The organism is Heliomicrobium undosum (assembly GCF_009877425.1).
In the GTDB taxonomy this organism is placed as follows: domain Bacteria; phylum Bacillota; class Desulfitobacteriia; order Heliobacteriales; family Heliobacteriaceae; genus Heliomicrobium; species Heliomicrobium undosum.
Genome location: NZ_WXEY01000035.1, coordinates 1 through 19,445, shown reverse-complemented (window position 1 = coordinate 19,445; position 19,445 = coordinate 1). Strand labels below are relative to the sequence as shown.

The window sequence follows — 19,445 nt, the reverse complement described above, 5'->3', positions numbered from 1 at the left end:
TGATACGGCGAGGGAAGAGGCTGAACTACAGCGTCAGATGATGGAGAGTTTCCTGAACGCCGCGAAGCAGGCCCAACAGGCAGGGGACACGGCGAAGGCCCAGGAGATGAAGAAAAAGGCCCAGCAGGCGAAACGGCAGGCCCAAAAGGCCAGTCAGCAGGCCGAGAAGAGTCAGCAGCAGGCCGAGGAACTGGGCGCGAAGCTGGAAGCCCTGGGTAGGGAGGCGGCGCAATCGGCGTCCGTGATCCGGGCCATGAAGACCGCCTTCGGAGAAGAGGCGGCGGAACAGGCGGAGACGGCGCAGGCGCTGATCCAGTACGGCCTGGGGCCGGGGGAACAGAAGACCATGCCGCCGGAAAAGCGGATGGAGCTAGCAGAAATCCTCCGGGGATCCGGAAAGCTCCGCAAGGTGTCGGAACTGGCTGGGCGCATGAAGGCCATGGCGGCCAAGAAGCGCCGGAACCGGACCCATCAGCCGCCCACTGAGGTGGTTGATGTGGAAATGGGTGCCGACCTGTCCCGTATCCTGCCCTCGGAACTGGCGCAGCTTCGCTGTCCTTCCACCCGGATGGATTTTCTCCGCCGCTTCTCGGAAGGGCAGTTGATGCAGCGCAAGCTGGAGGGCAAAGAGACGGAAGGGAAGGGTCCCATCATTGCCTGCGTCGATTCCTCCGGTTCGATGGCCGAAAACATGGGCGGCCACAGCCGGGAGGAATGGTCCAAGGCGCTCTGCCTGGCGCTCTTCGATATCGCCCGGAAGCAGCGGCGCGCCTTCGCCGCCATCCTGTTTGGGTCAGCCTCACAGATCGTTTCCTTTGAGTTTCCCAAACCGAAGCGGGCAAAGCCCCAGGATGTGCTGGACATGGTGACCCGCTTTCTGAGCGGCGGCACGAATTTTGAACGACCATTACAGGAGGCGCTCAACCTGCTGCAACGTTCCGCCTTCAAAAAGGGGGATGTCATCTTCATTACGGACGGGCAGTGCAGTGTATCGAACGACTTCCTGGAGCGGTTTCAGAAGGTGAAGACGGAGAAGGAGTTTCACGTCATCGGCGTGCTGATCGGAAGCGATGCCTCCGATGGAACCCTGAGCCTCTTTTCCGACCGGTTGGCCACGGTTGTCCAGGGGTCTGACGACGAGGCCGTGAATATCGTCCTGGAACTGTGAGGTTTCTCGGACAATGGCGAGGACGAGTCCAGTGAAATAGAATGAGCCGGGGCGGGAAGGGATTCCTGCCCCGGAAGCTTGGAGGCGAAAGCGATGAACCGGGCGGTAGATTTAATTGCCGAACTGTGCAACCTAGTGATCTTCTCGATGGATCACGATATTTCGCTCTATGGCCAACGCTGTGTCCTGGTTCCCATCCGGGCCATTGAGATGCGCCGGGAAAAGACTGCCGATGTGTGCGCCGAATGGGCGATTCATGCCGGCGGGAAAGAGTGGGAGCGGGTGACGTTCACCATGCGGAACATTCCGCTGAAAGTCGTTTCGGGCAAGTCGCTCGTCGAACTCTTCCGGGCGTTGTTTCAGGTCGCCCTGAGCGGGGCGAAGGCGACGAAAATGGACCATCAGGCCTTCTTTGATGCCGCCGGGCCGGAATGGACTGAGCGGTTTTGCAAGCCGTGCTGACTTGATGCTTGGTGACATGCCAGCGGCGGTCGCTGGGTAATATCCTTTATATGGTTCCCCGCGCAGGGGAGAGACGAAATTCTCTCCCGCTGCACGCGGGGGAGATATAAAGGAAGGTGAAAAGTTTCTGGTCGTGCGACCAGAGGCGTATGACGATGAAAATCACCAGTATTCCGCCAAATGTGCTCGAAACGCTCATTCCAGATATTTTGAAACAGGGGCCGGGAGAGGTTACAATCTCTTGGGTTGAAGATGGACAGGGAAACCGGCTGACCCGTCCGCGGGTGGAACCGGCGGGTGTGGCAGAAATGGGCCGAATCCTCACATTCACTGGACGAAATCAAAAGGGGATAAAGGATAATGAGTTGGCCTGACCGACTTTCCCTTTGGTTGTTGCGGCTCCTCTTCTCCATAGAACGGAACGTGATTACCGGGTGGATATCTGCAAAACAATCGCGAATATCAACGAGCACTGGTGCTCCACTTTTGCTTGGATATAGAGAATGAATTTGTGGATTGGGGTGAAAGTGTGAATTTGACATCGAATTCACGTGTCGGGAGAAGGATGCTTCCAGAAGAATTCTTTCCCGAAGCAGATAGGGTTTCATATCCGTTATCGAATTTTTTTGAGTCAAGAGATGATGCAATCATCAGACAGATTAGGGAGTTTGCCCTCAGAAGTGATACTAGGGGATTGGAGTGTTTTTTAAGAGAGGAGGAACTGATAAAAGACTGTGAGTTTGTCTCCTGGACCGGGATTGAATACCCGGAAAGGGAAGAGCTAGTCGATTATGGATACCCTGTAATCTATGTTAACCAAGGTTTATACTGAGGTTTTGTGCGCAGTGACAAAAGACGGGGATCGGCAGATAAATCTCTGCTGGTCTCCGTCTTTCTGTCCTTAAGTGCTTCAAAAGAACATTGTTCTTAGTATCGATGCTCCTTATGCTGCTTGGATTGCTTGCTTTTTATCTTAATAGAACAAGAAGCAAGAAATCCAAAATCAACGCATTTACCCGAATAATTGAGATAAGATGGATAAATCGCGTTATTTGAAGGCAAAACGGTGAATCCATTAACCATGAAGAAGTTAATTCTTGAGCAATTGAAGAGAGGTAAGGCCTGCATCAGGATTGTGTTGTAGGTCGTCATAGAAAAGAAACTGCTAATTGTCGGCAAGCCTTCATGCCACCTGTTTGACGCTAGTCGAGAGCCAATACCGACTGAGTTTCTGCTCTCATAATCAATTAATTGCTTTGGTTGAGAGGGAACCCGGGTCTTCGTGTAGAAAAGCAGAAAAGGCCAAATTAAGTTCTGAACTGAAAAGATAGTCGGTTAAATGAGCCTTTTACGTCCAAGGGCGTAAGGATAATATCGCTTATACTTATTGAAGTTGAAACCTACAAAGAAGGACGTATGAAATGGAACGGACAGCAGACATCAACAGAATGATTCGCATTTCGAAAGTCAACAGACTGCGAACAGGTTGCCAGCCTCGGGTTCTCGATCTTTTTTCCGGATGTGGAGGTCTCTCTTTGGGTTTTCACACCGCAGGATATGAAATCGTAGGCTCTGTGGAACTTGATCCATTAGCGGCCAAGTCACATGCTGGGAATTTCTTTCGTAACGCACCAAAATCAGTCCGGGAAGTGCACGCAACCCCCCGTGATATTACCACTATTGGACCCGGGGAATTACTAAAAGAATTCGGATTTGAAAATCCTTTAACGGCTGTTGATGTCATCATTGGTGGACCTCCGTGCCAAGCTTTCGCCCGTGTTGGGCGAGCAAAACTCAGGGAGGTCAGGGAACATCCTGAGGCATATCTTCAGGACGAGAGAAGCAACCTCTATCTTCGGTTTCTTCATTATGTAAGAAAACTTCAGCCGCTGGCCATTCTCATGGAGAACGTTCCCGACTCATTGAATTTTGGTGGACACAACATTCCGGAGGAAACATGCGAAGTCCTGGGCGAAATGGGGTATACATGCAGATATACCCTGTTGAATGCATCATTTTATGGAGTTCCTCAGATGCGGGAACGGATGTTTCTGATAGGTTACGCGAGAGAACTGGAATGTGGGGTCAGCTTTCCGGAACCTACCCATTGGATAACATTGCCTAAGGGATATGAGGGAACCCGCAGGGTGGCACTCCGGTCGCTAGCCAGTAAAAAGAATAATCAATATGATTCTGTGGAAGAGGCATTTTTCCCTGAAAACCCTCCCACTGACCAAATGTTTTTTTTGGAGACGCCTAGAAGCTCTGAAGATCTGCCTCCAGCTGTCACGGCAAGAGAAGCAATAGGCGATTTGCCGAGAATCACGCGCCATCTTACGGGCGAGATCAAAAGGGGAGTCAAACGTTTCACGGAAGCTCTTTCTTGTCCAAGGCCAGAAACGTCTTCCGGTTATGCAGATATGATGAGAAGCTGGCCGCGGTTCGAAAACAAAGGAGTCATTTACGATCATGTCATCCGGATTGTTCCACGGGATTATCCGATATTCCGGAGAATGAACCCAGGAGACCAGTATCCAGAGGCTTACAGACATGCTCTTGACATTCTACAGGAAAAGATTGCAGAGCTTTCCGCAGATGGAATAACAGTCGAGCCTGAAGGTCCGGAATATGAGAAAATAAAAAAATCGATTGTGCCACCGTATGATCCCGGAAAATTTCCAAACAAATGGCGTAAAATGGAGGCGGACAAGCCATCTAGGACACTGATGGCCCATTTGGGCAAGGACGGATATTCTCATATCCATTATGACAGCGATCAGGCGAGAATGATTTCTGTAAGGGAAGCTGCACGGCTTCAGTCTTTTCCAGATGGGTTTGTTTTTGAGGGCTCCATGAACCATGCTTTCCGTCAGATTGGAAACGCTGTGCCCCCTCTGATGTCACTGGTGCTTGCCCGGCACATGCTGCTGTCCATGGGACTAACCGCAGATGAGGAGCAGAATGGAGGTACCACCGACTTTTATGAGCTTTTCAGAACGACTGCAGCAGTTTGAGAACCTTGTCAAAGAGGATCCCCTTTTTAACAATAATACTTGGTCGGCATCTGAACTGTTTGGTGTCTCCAACAGTTCCAAAATTATAGCCGGTGGGATGTTCGTCGGCAATTCGAACCTTGAAAACTTCATCCGAAACCAACGTCAGGGTATCCTGTTCCTTTCGGAGATTACTTTCCCTCCCGAAGATGAAGTGTTTTTTGCAGTTTTTGTTCATAACCAAATTGGATCACTACGTGATAAGCTCAACCGTATGACCGAACTTTTTCAGACAGAACCAGAGAACTACGCACAGCGAAACAACAACGTTAAGGTTTACCTCGATGCAATTGGAAGAATTTTTCTTAAAAACAAAGGCTTCTGGAACACTCTTAAACAGGAAGATGGCTTTGATTCAGATGCGGCCGGTCCATTCGCCACTGTGGATAAAATCGTCTACGCGATGTATCCCCCGGCAGCGACTGCTCAACGAAGCAGTACTGCCAGAGAGTTCGTGGGGTACCTTACTGGAATTGTCGGGCAGGATCGGATTCACGAAGTGTTTCCCTGGCCGGATGAGGATACGATAGCCCCGGAAATGCACAGGATGCCTTCGACAATTCCGGTTAGAGATATCGTCGAAGCTGTAAGTACCCTTGGGGGTTACTATACTGACAATCTGGTTGAACGTTATCACATCGCGCTCAATCATCTGGAACGAAAGCACTTTGTTATCCTTGCCGGTCTGTCCGGAACGGGAAAAACAAGCATTGCCCGAAAATACTCGCAGGCGGTTCATGGAATCACCGATCCGTGCAGACGGGATCCTCTTTTCTTCGTTTGCCCCGTCCGGCCTGACTGGACAGATCCTACGGGTCTTACCGGGTATTATGATGTGATTTCAAACCGGTACATTGTACAACCGTTCCTTCAGGCAGTTTTGACAGCCTCAAACCATCCTGAATGTCCTGTTTTCGTATGCCTCGATGAAATGAACTTGGCCAAGGTGGAGTACTATTTTGCCGATGTACTGAGTGCGCTTGAAAGCGGTGAGGAACTGTCGCTGCACTCAAATGTTGTTCCGATCGAGGGGAGCAACGGCGCGAGAATACCCGCTTCTATCCCCATTCCCAACAATCTCTTCATCACCGGCACGATTAACGTTGATGAGACAACACAACGCATCAGCGACAAGGTTCTCGACAGGGCTGTAGTGCTTGATATGTCCGCAGTTGACCTTGAAGGGTTCCTTGAGGTCCTTCAACAAAGGCACATTGATCTTCGCGAGTCGGTTCAGGCGTGTTCGGCAATTCTTAGTGAAGTAAACGGAACTATCGTCGTTCATGGGTTGGGGTTTGGATACCGTGTGGCCGAGGAGTTCATCCGGTATCATCGTTTTGCTGTAGAAACCTGCGGGCTGGATTCTGATGATGTCATAGACCAGCAGATTTCCCAGAAGGTACTTACCAAACTGCGTGGAACGGAACAGCAGAGAGAGATGCTCAACAGCCTACGTACTCTCTTTGAAAGATTCCGACGGTCGCAGGGGGTAATCCTTAGACTGCTGGATGAATTGAACCAGCTCGGCTCCTTCCAGAACTCCAGGTAGGACAGAACCATGGCGGAACTTTACATATATGAATCAGGAAGCTGTCACCAAAGAACCCGTATCTGGCCTGCAACTGAACCTGTGGCTCCTGGTGCTGTTCAGGAGGCTCGGGAGTACATATTTGAACTGCTGGATACCCCCGATCCTCTTTCCGCCGAACTGTATATCGATGACGAAAGGATCGAAGCGCTCCGCCCACGCAATCGCACAACCGCCTGCTGGAGATGGCAGCCTGGCTTTTACGCAGGATTCGTGCCGATAAGATTGGAGTTGGGCGATGGGCAGTCTGCCCAGTTTGAACTGATTTCTGATCCTGATATGAGAAAAATGACCCGGGATGATTTCGACAGAATGGTTTCACAGGTGTTGGAGGACACCCATGCTCTTTTTTCACTGTCAGGTTTCCGAACGGGAATAGCACGGGGCACTGGAGAGGAAAACCCCCCGTTGGCAAGACTGGAGTTTCTGAGATCACGGATTTCCCAGGTCGAGTCGGCTGTTCTTGAAATCGCAAGACATCCCATAAGGGACCTGAAAGCGAGGGAGGAGACGCTCCCCCATTATAAGGCCCATGCGATTACTCCTGTAGAAATCATGAAATCCTTTCGGGCCGGAAGATTCCTAAGAGAACCGGGGGATATCCGGCGTCTGCCCAGGCAGTTTAACGGATGGTTTCCGGAAGAAATCCGTAAAAACGTAAAAACATCGGGTCTTGATACCAAGGAGCATCAGGATATCAAGGCCTGTCTGCGAAATTGGTCCGCTTGGATGAATGTTATTGCACAGAGACTGGGTGCAACCGAAGAAACGGATCCTGAAAGGAAAAAGACACGCCACCTTTGGGCGGGAAGGTGCAGGGAACTGGCCGGTAGGCTGGAGAGGCTGCTCCGGCTGCCCCTTTTCTCCGAAGTAACTGACAGGACTGCCAGTATCACCATAACTCCGGTTTACAGACAGGTGTTCCCCTACAGGAAGTTCTTTCTGCTTTACAGGGACATAAGTTTGGGTATAAGCCGTGTGTTCGGGGACTTCCTTCAGATGCCCCTGGCAAGGACATTTGACCTTTATGAAATATGGTGTTTTTTGAGGCTGTTAAGGTCGGCGGTTTTAAAGTTCAACCTTCAGGAGCTTAATCTTAATACACTTTTTACGGCAAACGGAGGGGCCGGTTCGGTCACTGTTGCTTCCGGAAATGTCAATGTAAGACTGAATGACAAATACAGCCTTTCCTTCAAACGCAGCTACAGGGAGTATTGGGTTGAGGATGGACGGTTGGGCTCATTCAGCAGAACTATGGTACCGGATATCTCCGTGGGAATGGACAGACAAACCGATTCCATCGAAGCCGGCAAACTGATTGTTCTTGACTCAAAGTACCGGATCAGGCAGCAACTGAACGACGCGGTTTCTTCCATTCACATGTACCGTGATGCCCTGGTTGAGGAAATGGATAACGGCGATGTGAGACAGACTGTAGTAGGAGCATATCTGCTAAGCCCTGAACAGCCTGAGGCTGCTGCGCAGTGGAAGTCTGCCTCTATGCCGGCAAGGCTGTTCCACCCCCAATATAGGAGCACATTCAGATTCGGGGCTGTCACCCTGCATCCCAGAATGACCCTTGAGGAGGTCGGGCAGGTCCTTGAAACTGTGTTGAGGGATGCTGGAGCTGTCTGAATGTAATAAGGCTGGGAGGTCCTGTTCGCCGACAGACTTACCAGAGAACAGGGGAGCCGGTGCATGTCTGCCATAAGTGGTAAGGATACATCGCCGGAAGTACGTCTCAGAAAAGCGCTCTGGGCCGCCGGATTCCGCTACAGGATTAACAAACAGTCTCCCTGGGAGGCCAGACATTGTTTTCGGCAGGTCCAGACTGGCAGTGTTTGTGGACAGATGCTTCTGGCATGGTTGCCCCCGGCACTTTGTATGGCCAAGGGATTCTGGAGAAAAAATCCAGGGAAATATAAATCGGGACAGAAAGAACGATGGGTTGCTGACAGAAGAGGGCTGGACTGTTCTTCGCATCTGGAAGCATGAGCTCAAGGATGACCTCCAACAGGTTGTTGAACGTATGCGTCTGTCAACAGAACAGAGTCCTACAGCCGGCATGCGGAAAAAACATCAAATAAAATGGGGGCGTGTCTGAATACAGACGCGCCCCTTTCTCATCTGATCACTTTATAGAGATTGGGATCCAATTCATGGACAAACTGCGATACCGGTTCAACTGCAGCCATGTGGAGGGTCAGCCTGGCTCGGGTCATAGCCACATATAGTTTTTTGCGTTCTGAAGATATATGGGCCTCTTCATCATCTCCAGCCTCTGCCCGCGGATAGGGAACTGAATTTTTGTTTAGGCCGGTGACAATCACATGATCGAACTCAAGGCCTTTGGCTGAGTTGAATGTTACGAGTTTTACACCGGGACCGGTTATTCCCGTCTCACTTTCCTTTACCATCAGCCAAGGAATGAGATGCTGGTTGAATACCTGTGCATACCTGTCAAGAATTTCGTTTTTGCATGCTATCACACCAATGGAGTCCTCCGGGAAATTCAATCGGAGCATTCGAATCAGTTCAATTATTTTCTCTGTTTCCACAGAATCGCTACGGCAGAGGTGCAGTTCCGGAATTATTTCAGAATCAGGTGAGGTGTCGGGGGAGAGGTATTCCGGATCATTTTTCAGAAAAGGGTCATTGGCAAGCAGACTTGTGGCAAGACGAACGATTTCACCTGTTGACCTGAAACTGTTCAGGAGGTACTTGCTGTTTCCGCTATGAACGGAAATCCCGACGCTCTTCCAGGTGAATCCGCGCCTGTAAATCTGCTGCCCCTTGTCAGCAGCGATAGTAAGGCTCTTTACTGCCGTCTTAGCTACAGCCCGGAATTGGGCCGGACTAAAGTCCTGGGCCTCGTCAATCAGGATGTGACTTGGCCGTTTGTTCATGGGAATTTTATGAATGTGCTTTTCAAGCCGAAGTGCCGCGTCGTCGAAGTCGATGCAACGGTACCGGGTTTCAAGCAGACTTTCATACTTAAAATACACTTTCAGTATTGTTTCCTTTTGGGAAGGACTGAGTTTCAGCTTTTTCCCCCTGCCGGTTCGTGGGGAATTCATATAGCTTTCTGTAGTAACAAGCCCCCAGTTTTTCATCCAAGTAATCTCTTCGCCCAGAAAACGCACAAGCTCATAATCCCCATATCCGTGGATATTTGGCCACGAAGCGTTTGGATGCATTCTTTTTATGTAATTTTTGGCATGTCTTATTATTTCAGGACGGTCCCGGACAGTGCCGTTGCGTGTCAGGCCTAAAGGCGAAAGTAAATCGCAGGCCCATGAGTGGAATGTGTTGGCCTCAACAGACTTACCTGCCGATTTGCCTGAGAGTTCCTTTATCCATGAGGTCAGCGCCCGGTTATAGGTGAGTACAAGAACCTTAGGACCATCTCTTCGGGTTTCTCTTTCATCCAACTGTCGGGCTCTCTCTAAAACGACAGTCGTTTTTCCGGAACCCGCCACGCCCTGTACGAGAAGAGTGCCTTCAGGCTTGAAAGAAATACAGTCCTGCTGTTTCTGGGGTATCACAATTGGCTTCTTTTTTTTCCGCAAAAGCTGTTCCTCCCGACTTGGTTTTTCATGTAACCGAACGTAGGGTCAGTCGAGGCTCCCAAGAAGTTGGGCCAGAAGTTTCCTTTTCCTCTCCTCCTCTTCCGACTGCCTCTGCTTCACTTGGCTCACTTTCTTTTTGTACTCCGCTGATAGTTCCGATCCAGAGAAAACCTCCCTTCCACCGGGGACGGTCCAGTCTACATGATGGACCCTTTCGCCGGTGCTTTCACCAAAGAAATCGGCATGGTGAGGCCCGGGTGTCCCCAAGAGATAAAGCCGTTCGATTGCCCTCGTGATTCCGACATAAAAGAGACGCCGTTCCTCTGCGGGGTCATGACGGATCCCGTGGGGAAAAGTGCGGCTTCCAAGGTACATCAGAAACACGATCCTGAACTCAAGACCTTTGGCGGAGTGAACGGTCCTGACGGACACACCGCCTGTGTCTGCTGTTTTCTCAAATCCATCCTCCTCCAGAACATCCTGGAGTGTTTCAAGCGCCTCCCATGCCTGGACTGCGCCAGACTGAAGGGATTCACGGAGAAGTTCAGCCAAAGCGTTCCGTTCCGCTTCATCCTCCAGTTCTTCAGCAAACCCGCCGCAAATGATCCCATCGATCAGTTCTTCCAGAGTGCTGTTGAAATGTTGCTGACACAACGTCATGGCTTTCGTGGCAAGTACACGCTTGGATTCAGGGGTCTTGTCCCGTTCGTGCAGGGGAATCCCGCGCCGTTCCAGTTCCTTTATGACAAAGGATGCCTGAGGCGAGTATTCGCTGTCCTTGCGGACCAGAACAGAAATATGGCCCGGATGGACACGCTCCTCTTTAATAAGACGTTCTATCTCTGTTGCAACAAAGTCAGCGGCCAAGTCAATGCGTGGAGCGTAAACCCTCCTGACGTCAAGGCCACTCTGCCGCCATAAAACGGTTTCTCCTGAGGTTTGAACCGGGGCTTGTTGAAGTTCCCCCTTAATGGAGCCCCGGTGCTCTTTAGGAACTTCAAGTTTTTTGGCAATCCTGTTGGCCACACACAGGATGCTTTCTGCAGAACGGTAGTTCCATTCGAGATGGACTGGATCGAGCACTCTCTTTCCTGTGAGGGCCGCCCTTAATGGAAACTCAAGAATGTTGGACACATCCGAACCGTTGAAGGTGTAAATGGCCTGTCGGGCATCTCCGACCACATTCAGGTTGACATCAGAACCGGCCAGTTGAAAAAGCATCGCCTCCTGAGCCCTGGATGTGTCCTGGTATTCGTCGACCATAACAAATCGGAGCCCCTCCCGGAGCCTGTGTGCAGTCAGGCTGTCAGGTTTCCGGAGAATACGTACGGCTTCTGCGACCAAGCCTGGATAGTCAATCATGTTTCTGCGCTTCAGTATTTGATTGTACCGTTGCCACACGACTCGCAGTTCGCGTGTGCTTACCTGAATCCGTACCGAATGATTCCCAAGAATGGTAATGAGCCTTTCGGTTTTTAGTTCTTCAGGTGAAACCAAAGCTTGTACAAACTCCGGGTGTCCCTGCCTTAACATGTCGATTCCTTTTGCCCAAATCGGAACAGAAAGTTCTGGAAAGGAACGCCAGTCTTCGACCAACCGGAAGTCAGCGTGGTCAAACTGCTCAAAGCGTTCGAGAATATCCCGACCTGCATATCCTCGCCACCGTATGCCATTCAAACGAAAAGCGGTACCTAGTGCAGCCTTGACAAACTCATCTGAATACTGATCAAAAAGAGGGCTAATTCCGCCTCTACCTGAAGAGACAATCTCAAAATTGGGTCTTAGCCATGTCTCCCCATAGTCTGTTGCCATCCGGACAACACGCCAGGCCAGACCGTGAAAAGTAAGCACCTGCACGGGACTGCCGCCCCCTGCCTCCCAACCGAGGCTGGACAGCCTATCCAGAAGCTGTTGTCTTGCTGCCCGGGAGAAGGAGAGTGCGAGAATGGCGCCAGAGGGGATTCCCATTTCAAACTGCAAAAACAGTGTTCTCGCCGCAAGAGTTCTTGTTTTTCCTGTGCCTGCCCCGGCATGAATCAGCAGGTGGCCTTCAGGCGATTCAACCGCTTTTCGCTGTGCAGGATTGAGGGAGTCCAGAACATCATTCCAGTTCTGCATATGGCCTCCTTTACAAATGTAACAGTTAGCCGGAAATAGATGTCTTGCAGTTTTTACGGATTCTCTTTGAAAAGGAAAATATCCTTCTGTGGCGAATTATGTAAAACGTAATTTATCCGGAGGTGTATAGCTTTGGAGCATGCCAACAAGGTCAAAGTCCGCAACGAACTGGTTGAACGCCTGCGGAGTGAACTGATTGGCCCTGCCACAGAATGCGAGGTCATAGGGGAGGCTCCTGGAACCCGGTACCTTGCCGGAATCCTCTGGCCGGCCGGAACCCTGTTGGATACGGAGGACGATGAGGACTTTTCGGCTGGCCATGAAGGGGAGGAGACCGGAAGTCCGGAAGTGGGACTGTCTCTGATTCAGGCACTGAAACCTTCCTCTATTGGTCTCTCCTTTGTGGTGGAGAATGGAACTGAAAGCATTGCAGTCTCTGTTTCCCTTGGAATTTATAAAAAGGACACCGGCAACGGGAACTGGAAACGCGTGCCTATTTCCGAAGACCACTTTCTTCGTCTTAACCCTGACGGTGAACGTAGGTCGGTGAAAATGAAATTCAACGACCGGGTCTTTCTGGAGTGGATAGTCAGACCTATGCGTGACAGGCTTGCTGTCAGCCTGTTTCTCGTCAACCGACAGAAATTTGAAGAGAGGGCGTCCCGGGATCCCTTTTGCCTGTTCCAACCCAGTCTGAAAGTGTATGGAACGGAAAAAGGGGTGGCCCCCTTCACCGCCCGCCAGATGGAACTGGATGAACGGCTTTACAGGCCCGAGGATGTTCTTTCCGACGATCTACTTTTCCGTCACTGTCCGGAATATGCTACCGGTCATGGTACGGCTGTGGAGTGGGAGGAGTCGGACCCGTTACGGAAAAGGGCATCCGTACTACAAACCGTTTGGATACCCTCCTTCGAGATCGCTCTGGTTACACCTCCGGAATGGACAGGCGGAGGAAGTCTTGACATGAACACATTGGCTGACGCCACGAAGCCCACTGAACTCAGAGGGTCCCTCCAGCCCCTGATTGACCGTTACAGCGAGTGGATTGAACGTCAGAAGGGACTGATACGAAGCCTTTCCGGCCGCGAAAGGGAAACGGCTCTCCGGCACTCCTTAGAATGGGAACGCTCAAGGACGAGAATGCAACAGGGGCTGGACTTGCTCTGCTCCCCATCCGACCACGGACCTCTTCTTGCTTTCCGTTTCGCCAACAGGGCGATGGCTCTCCAACGTTCTAGGACGGTCATGTCCAGAATCCATAGAAAGACAGGGAACTGGCCTGAAACCCCTGTACCTGTTCATGCCGTATGGCGGCCGTTCCAGATGGCTTTTATCCTTCAATCGCTGAGCGGAGTGGCGGATCCGGATCACGAAGACAGAAAAACAGCCGATTTGCTCTGGTTCCCGACCGGTGGCGGCAAGACGGAAGCCTATCTCGGCTTGGCTGCATTTGCAATGGCGCTCCGACGACTCCGTGGCGAGCAGTTGGGTGAACGTGGTGACACCGGTGTGAGTGTGATTATGCGGTATACCCTCCGACTGTTGACTGTCCAGCAGTTTCAGCGGGCTGCGACCCTGATCTGCGCCTGTGAAATGCTCCGTCGGAATGAACCTCGGGTGTGGGGGGAAGTCCCTTTCAGAATTGGGCTTTGGGTTGGGGAAGGAAGCACTCCGAACAATTTCAACGATGCTCAGGGTATCCTGGAAAATAAAGAAACAACTCGGATCAAGGAACTGAAAGCGAAAGGATGCACCCCGATCCAACTGGTCTCATGTCCCTGGTGCGGTGCCCCCCTGACAAGAAACAGGAAAGCTCATCCCGCAAGCTGGTTTGCAGACCAGGCGAAAAGACGAATCGTAATAGGATGCTCCAGGCGGGGTTGTGAGTATCACCGGAGCTCAAACATGGACGGAATCCCGGCTCTTGTCACCGATGAGGAAATCTACCGGCTGACTCCGGATCTTCTGATCGGGACAGTTGACAAATTTGCACGGTTGCCCTGGGTTGTAGAGACAACTGCCCTGTTCGGAAAAGTAAAAGGATTTGTTCCGGGTTGGGGGTTTGTATGCCAAGGGGAAAGTGACGAAATGGCCCGGTGGAGGCAGGAGGTAGTTAACTCCGGAGCCGCCTCTCAAAGAGAGGGGAGACGCACACCCAATCGCAATCAGGGGGGAATCTGTGACAGTCGTCCACTGTTGCCTCCGGATCTTATCATTCAGGATGAACTGCATCTCATCACCGGGCCGCTTGGCACAATGGCCGGAATTTATGAAACGGCTGTTGACTGGCTTGCATCTCGAAAAATCGGCGGATATTCTGTAGGCCCCAAGGTTGTTGCCTCAACAGCCACTGTCCGTAGGGCGGCGGAACAGATGAGATCGCTGTTTAACAGAAATCTCGCTGTGTTTCCGAGTCCGGGACTAACCTCAGGAGATTCCTTCTTCGCCGTCGAGCAGCCGAGGGAGAAAAAACCCGGGCGTCTTTATCTTGGTATTTTCGCACCCGGGCGAAGCATGAAAACAGCACTGTTGCGTATTTACGCCAATCTGCTTGCGTCCCTGCCTGCAATGGACAATCCCCTTGAGGATCTCGATCCGTACTATACAGTTGTGGGTTATTACAACAGCCTTCGGGAACTAGGTGGGGCCGTCCGTCTGATTGAGGATGACGTAAAGTCCCGAATCAGCCTTTTGGAGAGCCGTGAACCTGACGGGCTTTTTGAGTACGGAGATCGGCAATTGAATATAAGCGAAAGCGTGCCTGAACTGACGAGCCGCATCAGGTCAGGGGATATCCCGGCAATCCTTGAGCAGTTGGAACGTACCTGCCTTCCCGGCTCCGGTGAACGCCCGTTGGATATCATTCTGGCAACCAACATGATTTCGGTGGGGGTTGATGTCGGCCGTCTAGGTCTGATGGTGGTAACAGGTCAGCCGAAAACCACAGCTGAGTACATTCAGGCTACAAGCCGTGTCGGCCGAGAGTATCCGGGACTAGTCATCACACTTTACAACTGGGTACGTCCGAGGGATGTTTCCCACTATGAACGGTTCAGAGCATACCATTCGGCTGTATACCGTTATGTGGAACCAACCAGTGTGACCCCTTTTTCTTCAAGAGCCAGGGACCGGGCACTCCCGGCCACCCTGATTACAATGTGCCGGCTTGGAATCAAAGAACTGTCCCCCGAACCGGCAGCAGCAAGATTCCAGGCTGATTTGGGCGATGTAAATGAAGTACAGAACCATTACGCCCAAAGAACCAAGGAAGTGGATGGTCCATCCCGGATGAAGGAAACGGCTGACCATATCGAAGCCTGCCTCTCCCGCTGGGAGCACGAAACCTACAGAGATAAACTCAATTATGCCGAAAGATCAAAAGGGACCCCCCGGCTCATGTATCCTCTTGGATCAGAAAGTAGCGGTGTGTTCCCGGCGCCGAACTCAATGCGGGATGTTGAACCCTCACTAAAAATATTCCTTGCAGACGAAAGAACCTGAAGGGGGCGCAATATGAAGTCCGTAGGGGAAATCAGAACAAGCCAGCTGGTTTCAACGTTTGGTCCCGGTTCCATTATGGATCTGCCGGAGCTTTCTGTAGTTATCGCATCCCATGAAACCTGGGACCAGGGACGGTGCAAGGATATCACTGATCCCCGTTTGGCAAAAAAACTGCAGGTTAAACGTATACTGACCCCTCCTGTTCCCGAAAGTTATCAGACAAGCGGCCCAACACTTCCGGCGTACCGTTTCCCTCTTTGGTTTGTATGTCCCGAATGCCGCAAGCTGGGGCAGGAGAACCGTTTTGTCAGGAATCTGGAAACAGGGGCTTACCACTGCACCTGTAATGACAAAAAACCCCGCGTCTTCCCCTCGCGTTTTGTTGTAGCCTGTCCCCGCGGTCACCTTGACGACTTTCCCTGGTTCCGGTTCGTTCATGCCGGTCAGGGAAAAGAGGGATGCAAGGGTACGGATATGTATCTGGAGGACAACAGCAACAGCGGCGCCCTTTCTGATTTGGTTGTGAAATGCAGGCACTGTAACGTTTCCCGGTCACTTGAGGAGGCTTTCCGTCGGGAAGGGAGAGGTCTTCTTGGTGACTGTAAAGGAAACCGTCCCTGGCTCGGCCAAGGTAATAGGGTGGATTGCGATCAGCCTCTACGGGCAATGCTTCGGGGTGCATCGAATATATATTTTCCCGTTGCTTCCAGCGCGTTGTCGATCCCGCCGTTTTCTTCGCGTCTGCATAAAGCTGTTGCGGCGCTGGAGGAGCGACTGGCGGATGTCACTTCCCTGGAGGTACTTAGGCAACTCATGAAAATGAGATCCCTTTTGCACGAACTGGGGGACTTTGCTCCGGATGAAGTCTGGGAGGCTATCCAGTTTCAGAGAAACTACCGACTGGGACCGGAACAGGACTTACTGTATCCTGAATGGCAGGCAATCCTTGACGGTTCCGACGGAAGCGACGAAACTGATTTCGAAACAGAGGAAATGGCCGTCCCGGGATCTTTCCGTTCATGGGTTTCGCGGGTAATCGCAGTCCGCCGCCTTCTCGAAACCCGATGTCTACAGGGGTTCACGCGGATTGATCAGCCGCCGGATCCGATTACCCTTATACTCAAGGAGACGGAAGAGGATTTAAGCCGTATCTCTCCAATTGGAAAGAATTACAGGCCTTCCTGGCTCCCAGGAATTGAGACCCGCGGCGAGGGTATTTTCATTGCGCTGGAAGACGAGAAGGTTCGTGAGTGGGAGGCAAGGGTCGGGATAACTTCTGGTAAAAAAATGGAAAGCGCCTTCAGACAATATTGTGAGGATCGGGAGTTAACAAAACACTACGTTCCGCATTTTCCCGGAGTGAGGTACGCACTTTTGCATTCACTGGCTCATGTGCTTATGCGACAACTATGTCTGGAATCAGGTTACTCGCACACGTCTCTGCGGGAACGCATTTACGCAAGGCGTGGAAACAACCAGGATATGGCGGGTCTGCTGATTTACACAGCCACCCCGGATTCGGAGGGGAGTTTGGGAGGACTTGTGGAACTTGCAAAAACCGAACGGATTGAATCGATACTTTGGAACGGTCTTCAGGAGGCATTCCTCTGTTCCGCAGATCCCCTTTGTGCCGAACATAAGCCGGGAATGACCGGTAGCCTTAACGGAGCGGCCTGCCACGCCTGTCTGCTTGCCCCGGAGACATCCTGTGAGAACTCGAATCTTTTTTTGGACAGAAGCTTTCTGGTCCCCACTGTGTCCAATAAAGACTTCGCCTTTTTCCATATCTGAGGACTATGAGTTATGGAAGGGCTTAGCCGCAGAATTGCGGAACTGGCAGATGAATGTGGGGCAGATATAATGGAGAGGTTTGCTGAAAATCTCCGCAGCGGAGCGATCAGTCAGAATTCAGATCCAATCGAAATCATGCACCTGTTAAGGCCTGCAGTTGTTCAGCCGGTACGCCTGTCTGCACTCCTTACGGAGTGGAGAAACTGTTCACCACCTCCTTCGCTTGAGGCGCTAAATATGGCTGTTAAGACAGCAGTTTTTATGAAAGAGCTCTGTTCTCCTAGAACGGTGGAAACAGATTTTGTCTGGACAGGGCCATCTGCTGGAGGAAGTGAACGTTTGGTAAGTACGATACCGGTCATCCGGAGCATGATTGATGAAGCGCAGCGGCAGATACTCGTTGTCGGCTACAATCTTACAGTGGAAGCTACCTCGACCAAAACAATTATTGGGGCGCTCGCAAGAGCCTCAAAGCGGGGTTGTCGTATAACGGTTGCCTTTCATGACAACAGTTCAAACTACAGGATACTGTCAAAAGCTTGGCCAAGTGATGTACCTGCCCCCCGAATGCTCATTTGGTGTGGCAACCCTGATTCGCCAAATGCAAGCCTTCATGCGAAACTTGTGTCAGTGGACAGAAACCAAGTTCTTGTTACATCTGCCAACCTGACGCGGCATGGGATGGAGCATAACATCGAATTTGGAGTGCGAATTAGAGGAGCGAAGGCTGCCCAGGTAGAGGATCACTTCAGCCTTCTTGAAAGAAAAGGTTTTTTAATGCCACTCAAAATAAAAAATCCATAAAGCCATTGTTATAACGATTAGAGAAGGTAGTCGGTAAAAGAAAACGAAAACCAAAAATACAAAATTTTATTGCTCATCATTGTTTTTTTTAGGAGGTTATATACTAGTGAGTTATAATCCTTTTGAGGTTTTTAGTAATTCCTCACGGGGTACTGCTGATGTAGCTAACAAATTGGTGAATATGATTTTATCAGCAGTAAATAAAGAATACATAAAGGATTCTACAGTAAAAGATCCTATCTATATTGAGTCTGTTAAAAAATATTTTGGTCCGAGATGTGTTTATTGCGAAAGGGTATTTAACGAAAATTTCGAGTCAGTTAGAGAACATGTAGAAGCTATGAATCGCTTTCGGGCGGGTTTGGATGTCCAAGGTAATGTCCTACTCTCATGTAAAGAGTGTAATGAGAAAAAGAAGGAATATGATCAAATGTCACTATCCGAAGTGCCTAACGCATGGGAAAAGTTATTAAAACCCTTTGGAAACGACTGTTTGGACGGCTGTAAACATTGCGAATATTGGAGAAGTATATATCGAGGAAAAAGTGATGATGAGATCCGTTTTATTCTTGAAAAAAGATTGGAGAAAATAAAAAATTTTAGAATCCAATATTTACCTCTAAATTTCGATAAAATAAGATGCGGTTTAGTTAGTATTCTCGATGAAGTATATAAAGAGTGTCAAAGTTTCGCTAAACAAAAGGAACAAGAAGTTCTAAATCAAATCCGAGGGGTGTGACCTGTTAGTCGATGAAGCTGCCAGGGATAGGGTGTATCACCAGTCTGAGAGATATTCGCTTAGTCAAGTCGTCAACGGCTCATTTTGTCGGGAAAAGGGAATCCCCTGGGATACTATAGATTGTCCACTTCTTCGGAAAACGACGATTCCACATCGAAGATGCGGCATCGTTGACTGACTTATTGGGTAAGCATTAAAATCGTAACTTTCCCTGAATGTCTGATAAAGGAACGCAATTGTCTTTCTCCCAGTTACGAACACTTTTTTCAGATACTCCAATTAACGTTGCAAATTCGCGGATTGTCAGCCCGTTCATTAACCTATGCTTTCTGACCCTTTGGCCAATTGACTCTTCGGGTAGCAGATCATAGCATCCAAGGAAGGATAGCGAAACATCAAGTACAACAGACAGTTTTTTCAGTACACGAAGTGTTGGCTGACCATGGTTGTTTTCGATGTAGCTAATAGTGGCCTCTGTTACATCAGAGGCCGAGGATAGCTCATGGACCGTCAACCCAATCGTTGAACGAGCATGAAATAGACGCGCGCCTGGCGTATCGGGATCCTTTGGTTGTGTCCCTCGCAGATGAGTAGCTGTCACAAACGTTTCCTTATTAATAGAGACTTCACCCAAGGTGTTCTCTGCACG

15 protein-coding genes and 1 pseudogene are annotated in these 19,445 nt (G+C 50.5%); 13 read left to right on the top strand and 3 right to left on the bottom strand.

The window, feature by feature from the left end; translation table 11 throughout:
- The 9 genes and pseudogenes from GTO91_RS16860 to GTO91_RS18815 form a co-directional block, all read left to right on the top strand.
- Window positions 1-1,168 (top strand): vWA domain-containing protein (locus GTO91_RS16860; protein ID WP_161259893.1); only part of this gene is annotated, 1,168 nt, incomplete at its 5' end.
- Between the two features lie 93 nt (window positions 1,169-1,261).
- Complete coding sequence (locus GTO91_RS16855) at window positions 1,262-1,630, top strand: hypothetical protein (RefSeq protein ID WP_161259892.1); 369 nt, start codon at window positions 1,262-1,264, stop codon at window positions 1,628-1,630.
- A 155-nt stretch (window positions 1,631-1,785) separates the two neighbouring features.
- Window positions 1,786-2,004 carry a hypothetical protein gene (locus GTO91_RS16850; RefSeq protein WP_161259891.1) on the top strand — a complete coding sequence of 73 codons (219 nt, stop codon included), beginning with the start codon at window positions 1,786-1,788 and terminating at the stop codon, window positions 2,002-2,004.
- A gap of 191 nt (window positions 2,005-2,195) precedes the next feature.
- Window positions 2,196-2,462, top strand: coding sequence for a hypothetical protein (locus GTO91_RS16845; RefSeq protein ID WP_161259890.1), 267 nt, complete (start codon window positions 2,196-2,198; stop codon window positions 2,460-2,462).
- A gap of 703 nt (window positions 2,463-3,165) precedes the next feature.
- Window positions 3,166-4,644: a DNA cytosine methyltransferase gene (locus GTO91_RS16840; RefSeq protein ID WP_207709046.1), complete on the top strand. Its 1,479-nt coding sequence runs from the start codon at window positions 3,166-3,168 to the stop codon at window positions 4,642-4,644.
- On the top strand, window positions 4,592-6,232 hold the full coding sequence (locus GTO91_RS16835; RefSeq protein WP_207709045.1) for an McrB family protein: 1,641 nt from the start codon (window positions 4,592-4,594) through the stop codon (window positions 6,230-6,232). The genes GTO91_RS16840 and GTO91_RS16835 overlap by 53 nt, the downstream gene beginning before the upstream one ends.
- Before the next feature lie 9 nt (window positions 6,233-6,241).
- The gene (locus tag GTO91_RS16830) at window positions 6,242-7,906 is read left to right on the top strand and encodes a DUF2357 domain-containing protein (RefSeq protein ID WP_161259888.1); all 1,665 of its coding nucleotides are present in this window, start codon (window positions 6,242-6,244) and stop codon (window positions 7,904-7,906) included.
- 21 nt (window positions 7,907-7,927) lie between these two features.
- Window positions 7,928-8,126: pseudogene (locus tag GTO91_RS18820) on the top strand (very short patch repair endonuclease); the annotation flags it as partial.
- Window positions 8,109-8,375 (top strand): DUF559 domain-containing protein, encoded by a 267-nt coding sequence (locus tag GTO91_RS18815; protein WP_407929539.1) that lies wholly within the window; start codon window positions 8,109-8,111, stop codon window positions 8,373-8,375. The pseudogene GTO91_RS18820 and the gene GTO91_RS18815, both read left to right, overlap by 18 nt.
- Window positions 8,376-8,394: 19 nt before the next feature.
- Here GTO91_RS18815 and GTO91_RS16820 read toward each other — a convergent pair whose 3' ends face one another.
- Complete coding sequence (locus tag GTO91_RS16820) at window positions 8,395-9,840, bottom strand: 3'-5' exonuclease (RefSeq protein WP_161259887.1); 1,446 nt, start codon at window positions 9,838-9,840, stop codon at window positions 8,395-8,397.
- 45 nt (window positions 9,841-9,885) lie between these two features.
- Complete coding sequence (locus GTO91_RS16815; RefSeq protein WP_161259886.1) at window positions 9,886-11,958, bottom strand: ATP-dependent helicase; 2,073 nt, start codon at window positions 11,956-11,958, stop codon at window positions 9,886-9,888.
- A gap of 132 nt (window positions 11,959-12,090) precedes the next feature.
- On the opposite strand from GTO91_RS16815, the gene drmA reads away from it, so the two are divergent.
- The 4 genes from drmA (at window position 12,091) to GTO91_RS16795 (ending at window position 18,796) form a co-directional block, all read left to right on the top strand.
- Window positions 12,091-15,462, top strand: coding sequence for a DISARM system helicase DrmA (gene drmA, locus GTO91_RS16810; protein ID WP_170294291.1), 3,372 nt, complete (start codon window positions 12,091-12,093; stop codon window positions 15,460-15,462).
- 12 nt (window positions 15,463-15,474) lie between these two features.
- Entirely contained in the window at window positions 15,475-17,253 is a 1,779-nt protein-coding gene (gene drmB, locus GTO91_RS16805; RefSeq protein ID WP_161259885.1) for a DUF1998 domain-containing protein, read from the top strand.
- A 12-nt stretch (window positions 17,254-17,265) separates the two neighbouring features.
- Window positions 17,266-18,057 (top strand): phospholipase D-like domain-containing protein, encoded by a 792-nt coding sequence (locus GTO91_RS16800; RefSeq protein WP_161259884.1) that lies wholly within the window; start codon window positions 17,266-17,268, stop codon window positions 18,055-18,057.
- 106 nt (window positions 18,058-18,163) lie between these two features.
- Window positions 18,164-18,796 carry an HNH endonuclease gene (locus GTO91_RS16795; RefSeq protein WP_161259883.1) on the top strand — a complete coding sequence of 211 codons (633 nt, stop codon included), beginning with the start codon at window positions 18,164-18,166 and terminating at the stop codon, window positions 18,794-18,796.
- A 193-nt stretch (window positions 18,797-18,989) separates the two neighbouring features.
- On the opposite strand, the gene GTO91_RS16790 is transcribed toward GTO91_RS16795, so the two are convergent.
- Window positions 18,990-19,445 (bottom strand): helix-turn-helix domain-containing protein (locus GTO91_RS16790; protein ID WP_161259882.1); only part of this gene is annotated, 456 nt, incomplete at its 5' end.

Bases quoted from the DNA above. Each gene is read 5' to 3' on its own strand.
- GTO91_RS16855 (WP_161259892.1), top strand. From the start codon at position 1,262: ATGAACCGGGCGGTAGATTTAATTGCCGAACTGTGCAACCTAGTGATC.
- GTO91_RS16850 (WP_161259891.1), top strand. From the start codon at position 1,786: ATGAAAATCACCAGTATTCCGCCAAATGTGCTCGAAACGCTCATTCCA.
- GTO91_RS16845 (WP_161259890.1), top strand. From the start codon at position 2,196: ATGCTTCCAGAAGAATTCTTTCCCGAAGCAGATAGGGTTTCATATCCG.
- GTO91_RS16835 (WP_207709045.1), top strand. From the start codon at position 4,592: ATGGAGGTACCACCGACTTTTATGAGCTTTTCAGAACGACTGCAGCAG.
- GTO91_RS16830 (WP_161259888.1), top strand. From the start codon at position 6,242: ATGGCGGAACTTTACATATATGAATCAGGAAGCTGTCACCAAAGAACC.
- GTO91_RS16815 (WP_161259886.1), bottom strand. From the start codon at position 11,958: ATGCAGAACTGGAATGATGTTCTGGACTCCCTCAATCCTGCACAGCGA.
- drmB (WP_161259885.1), top strand. From the start codon at position 15,475: ATGAAGTCCGTAGGGGAAATCAGAACAAGCCAGCTGGTTTCAACGTTT.
- GTO91_RS16800 (WP_161259884.1), top strand. From the start codon at position 17,266: ATGGAAGGGCTTAGCCGCAGAATTGCGGAACTGGCAGATGAATGTGGG.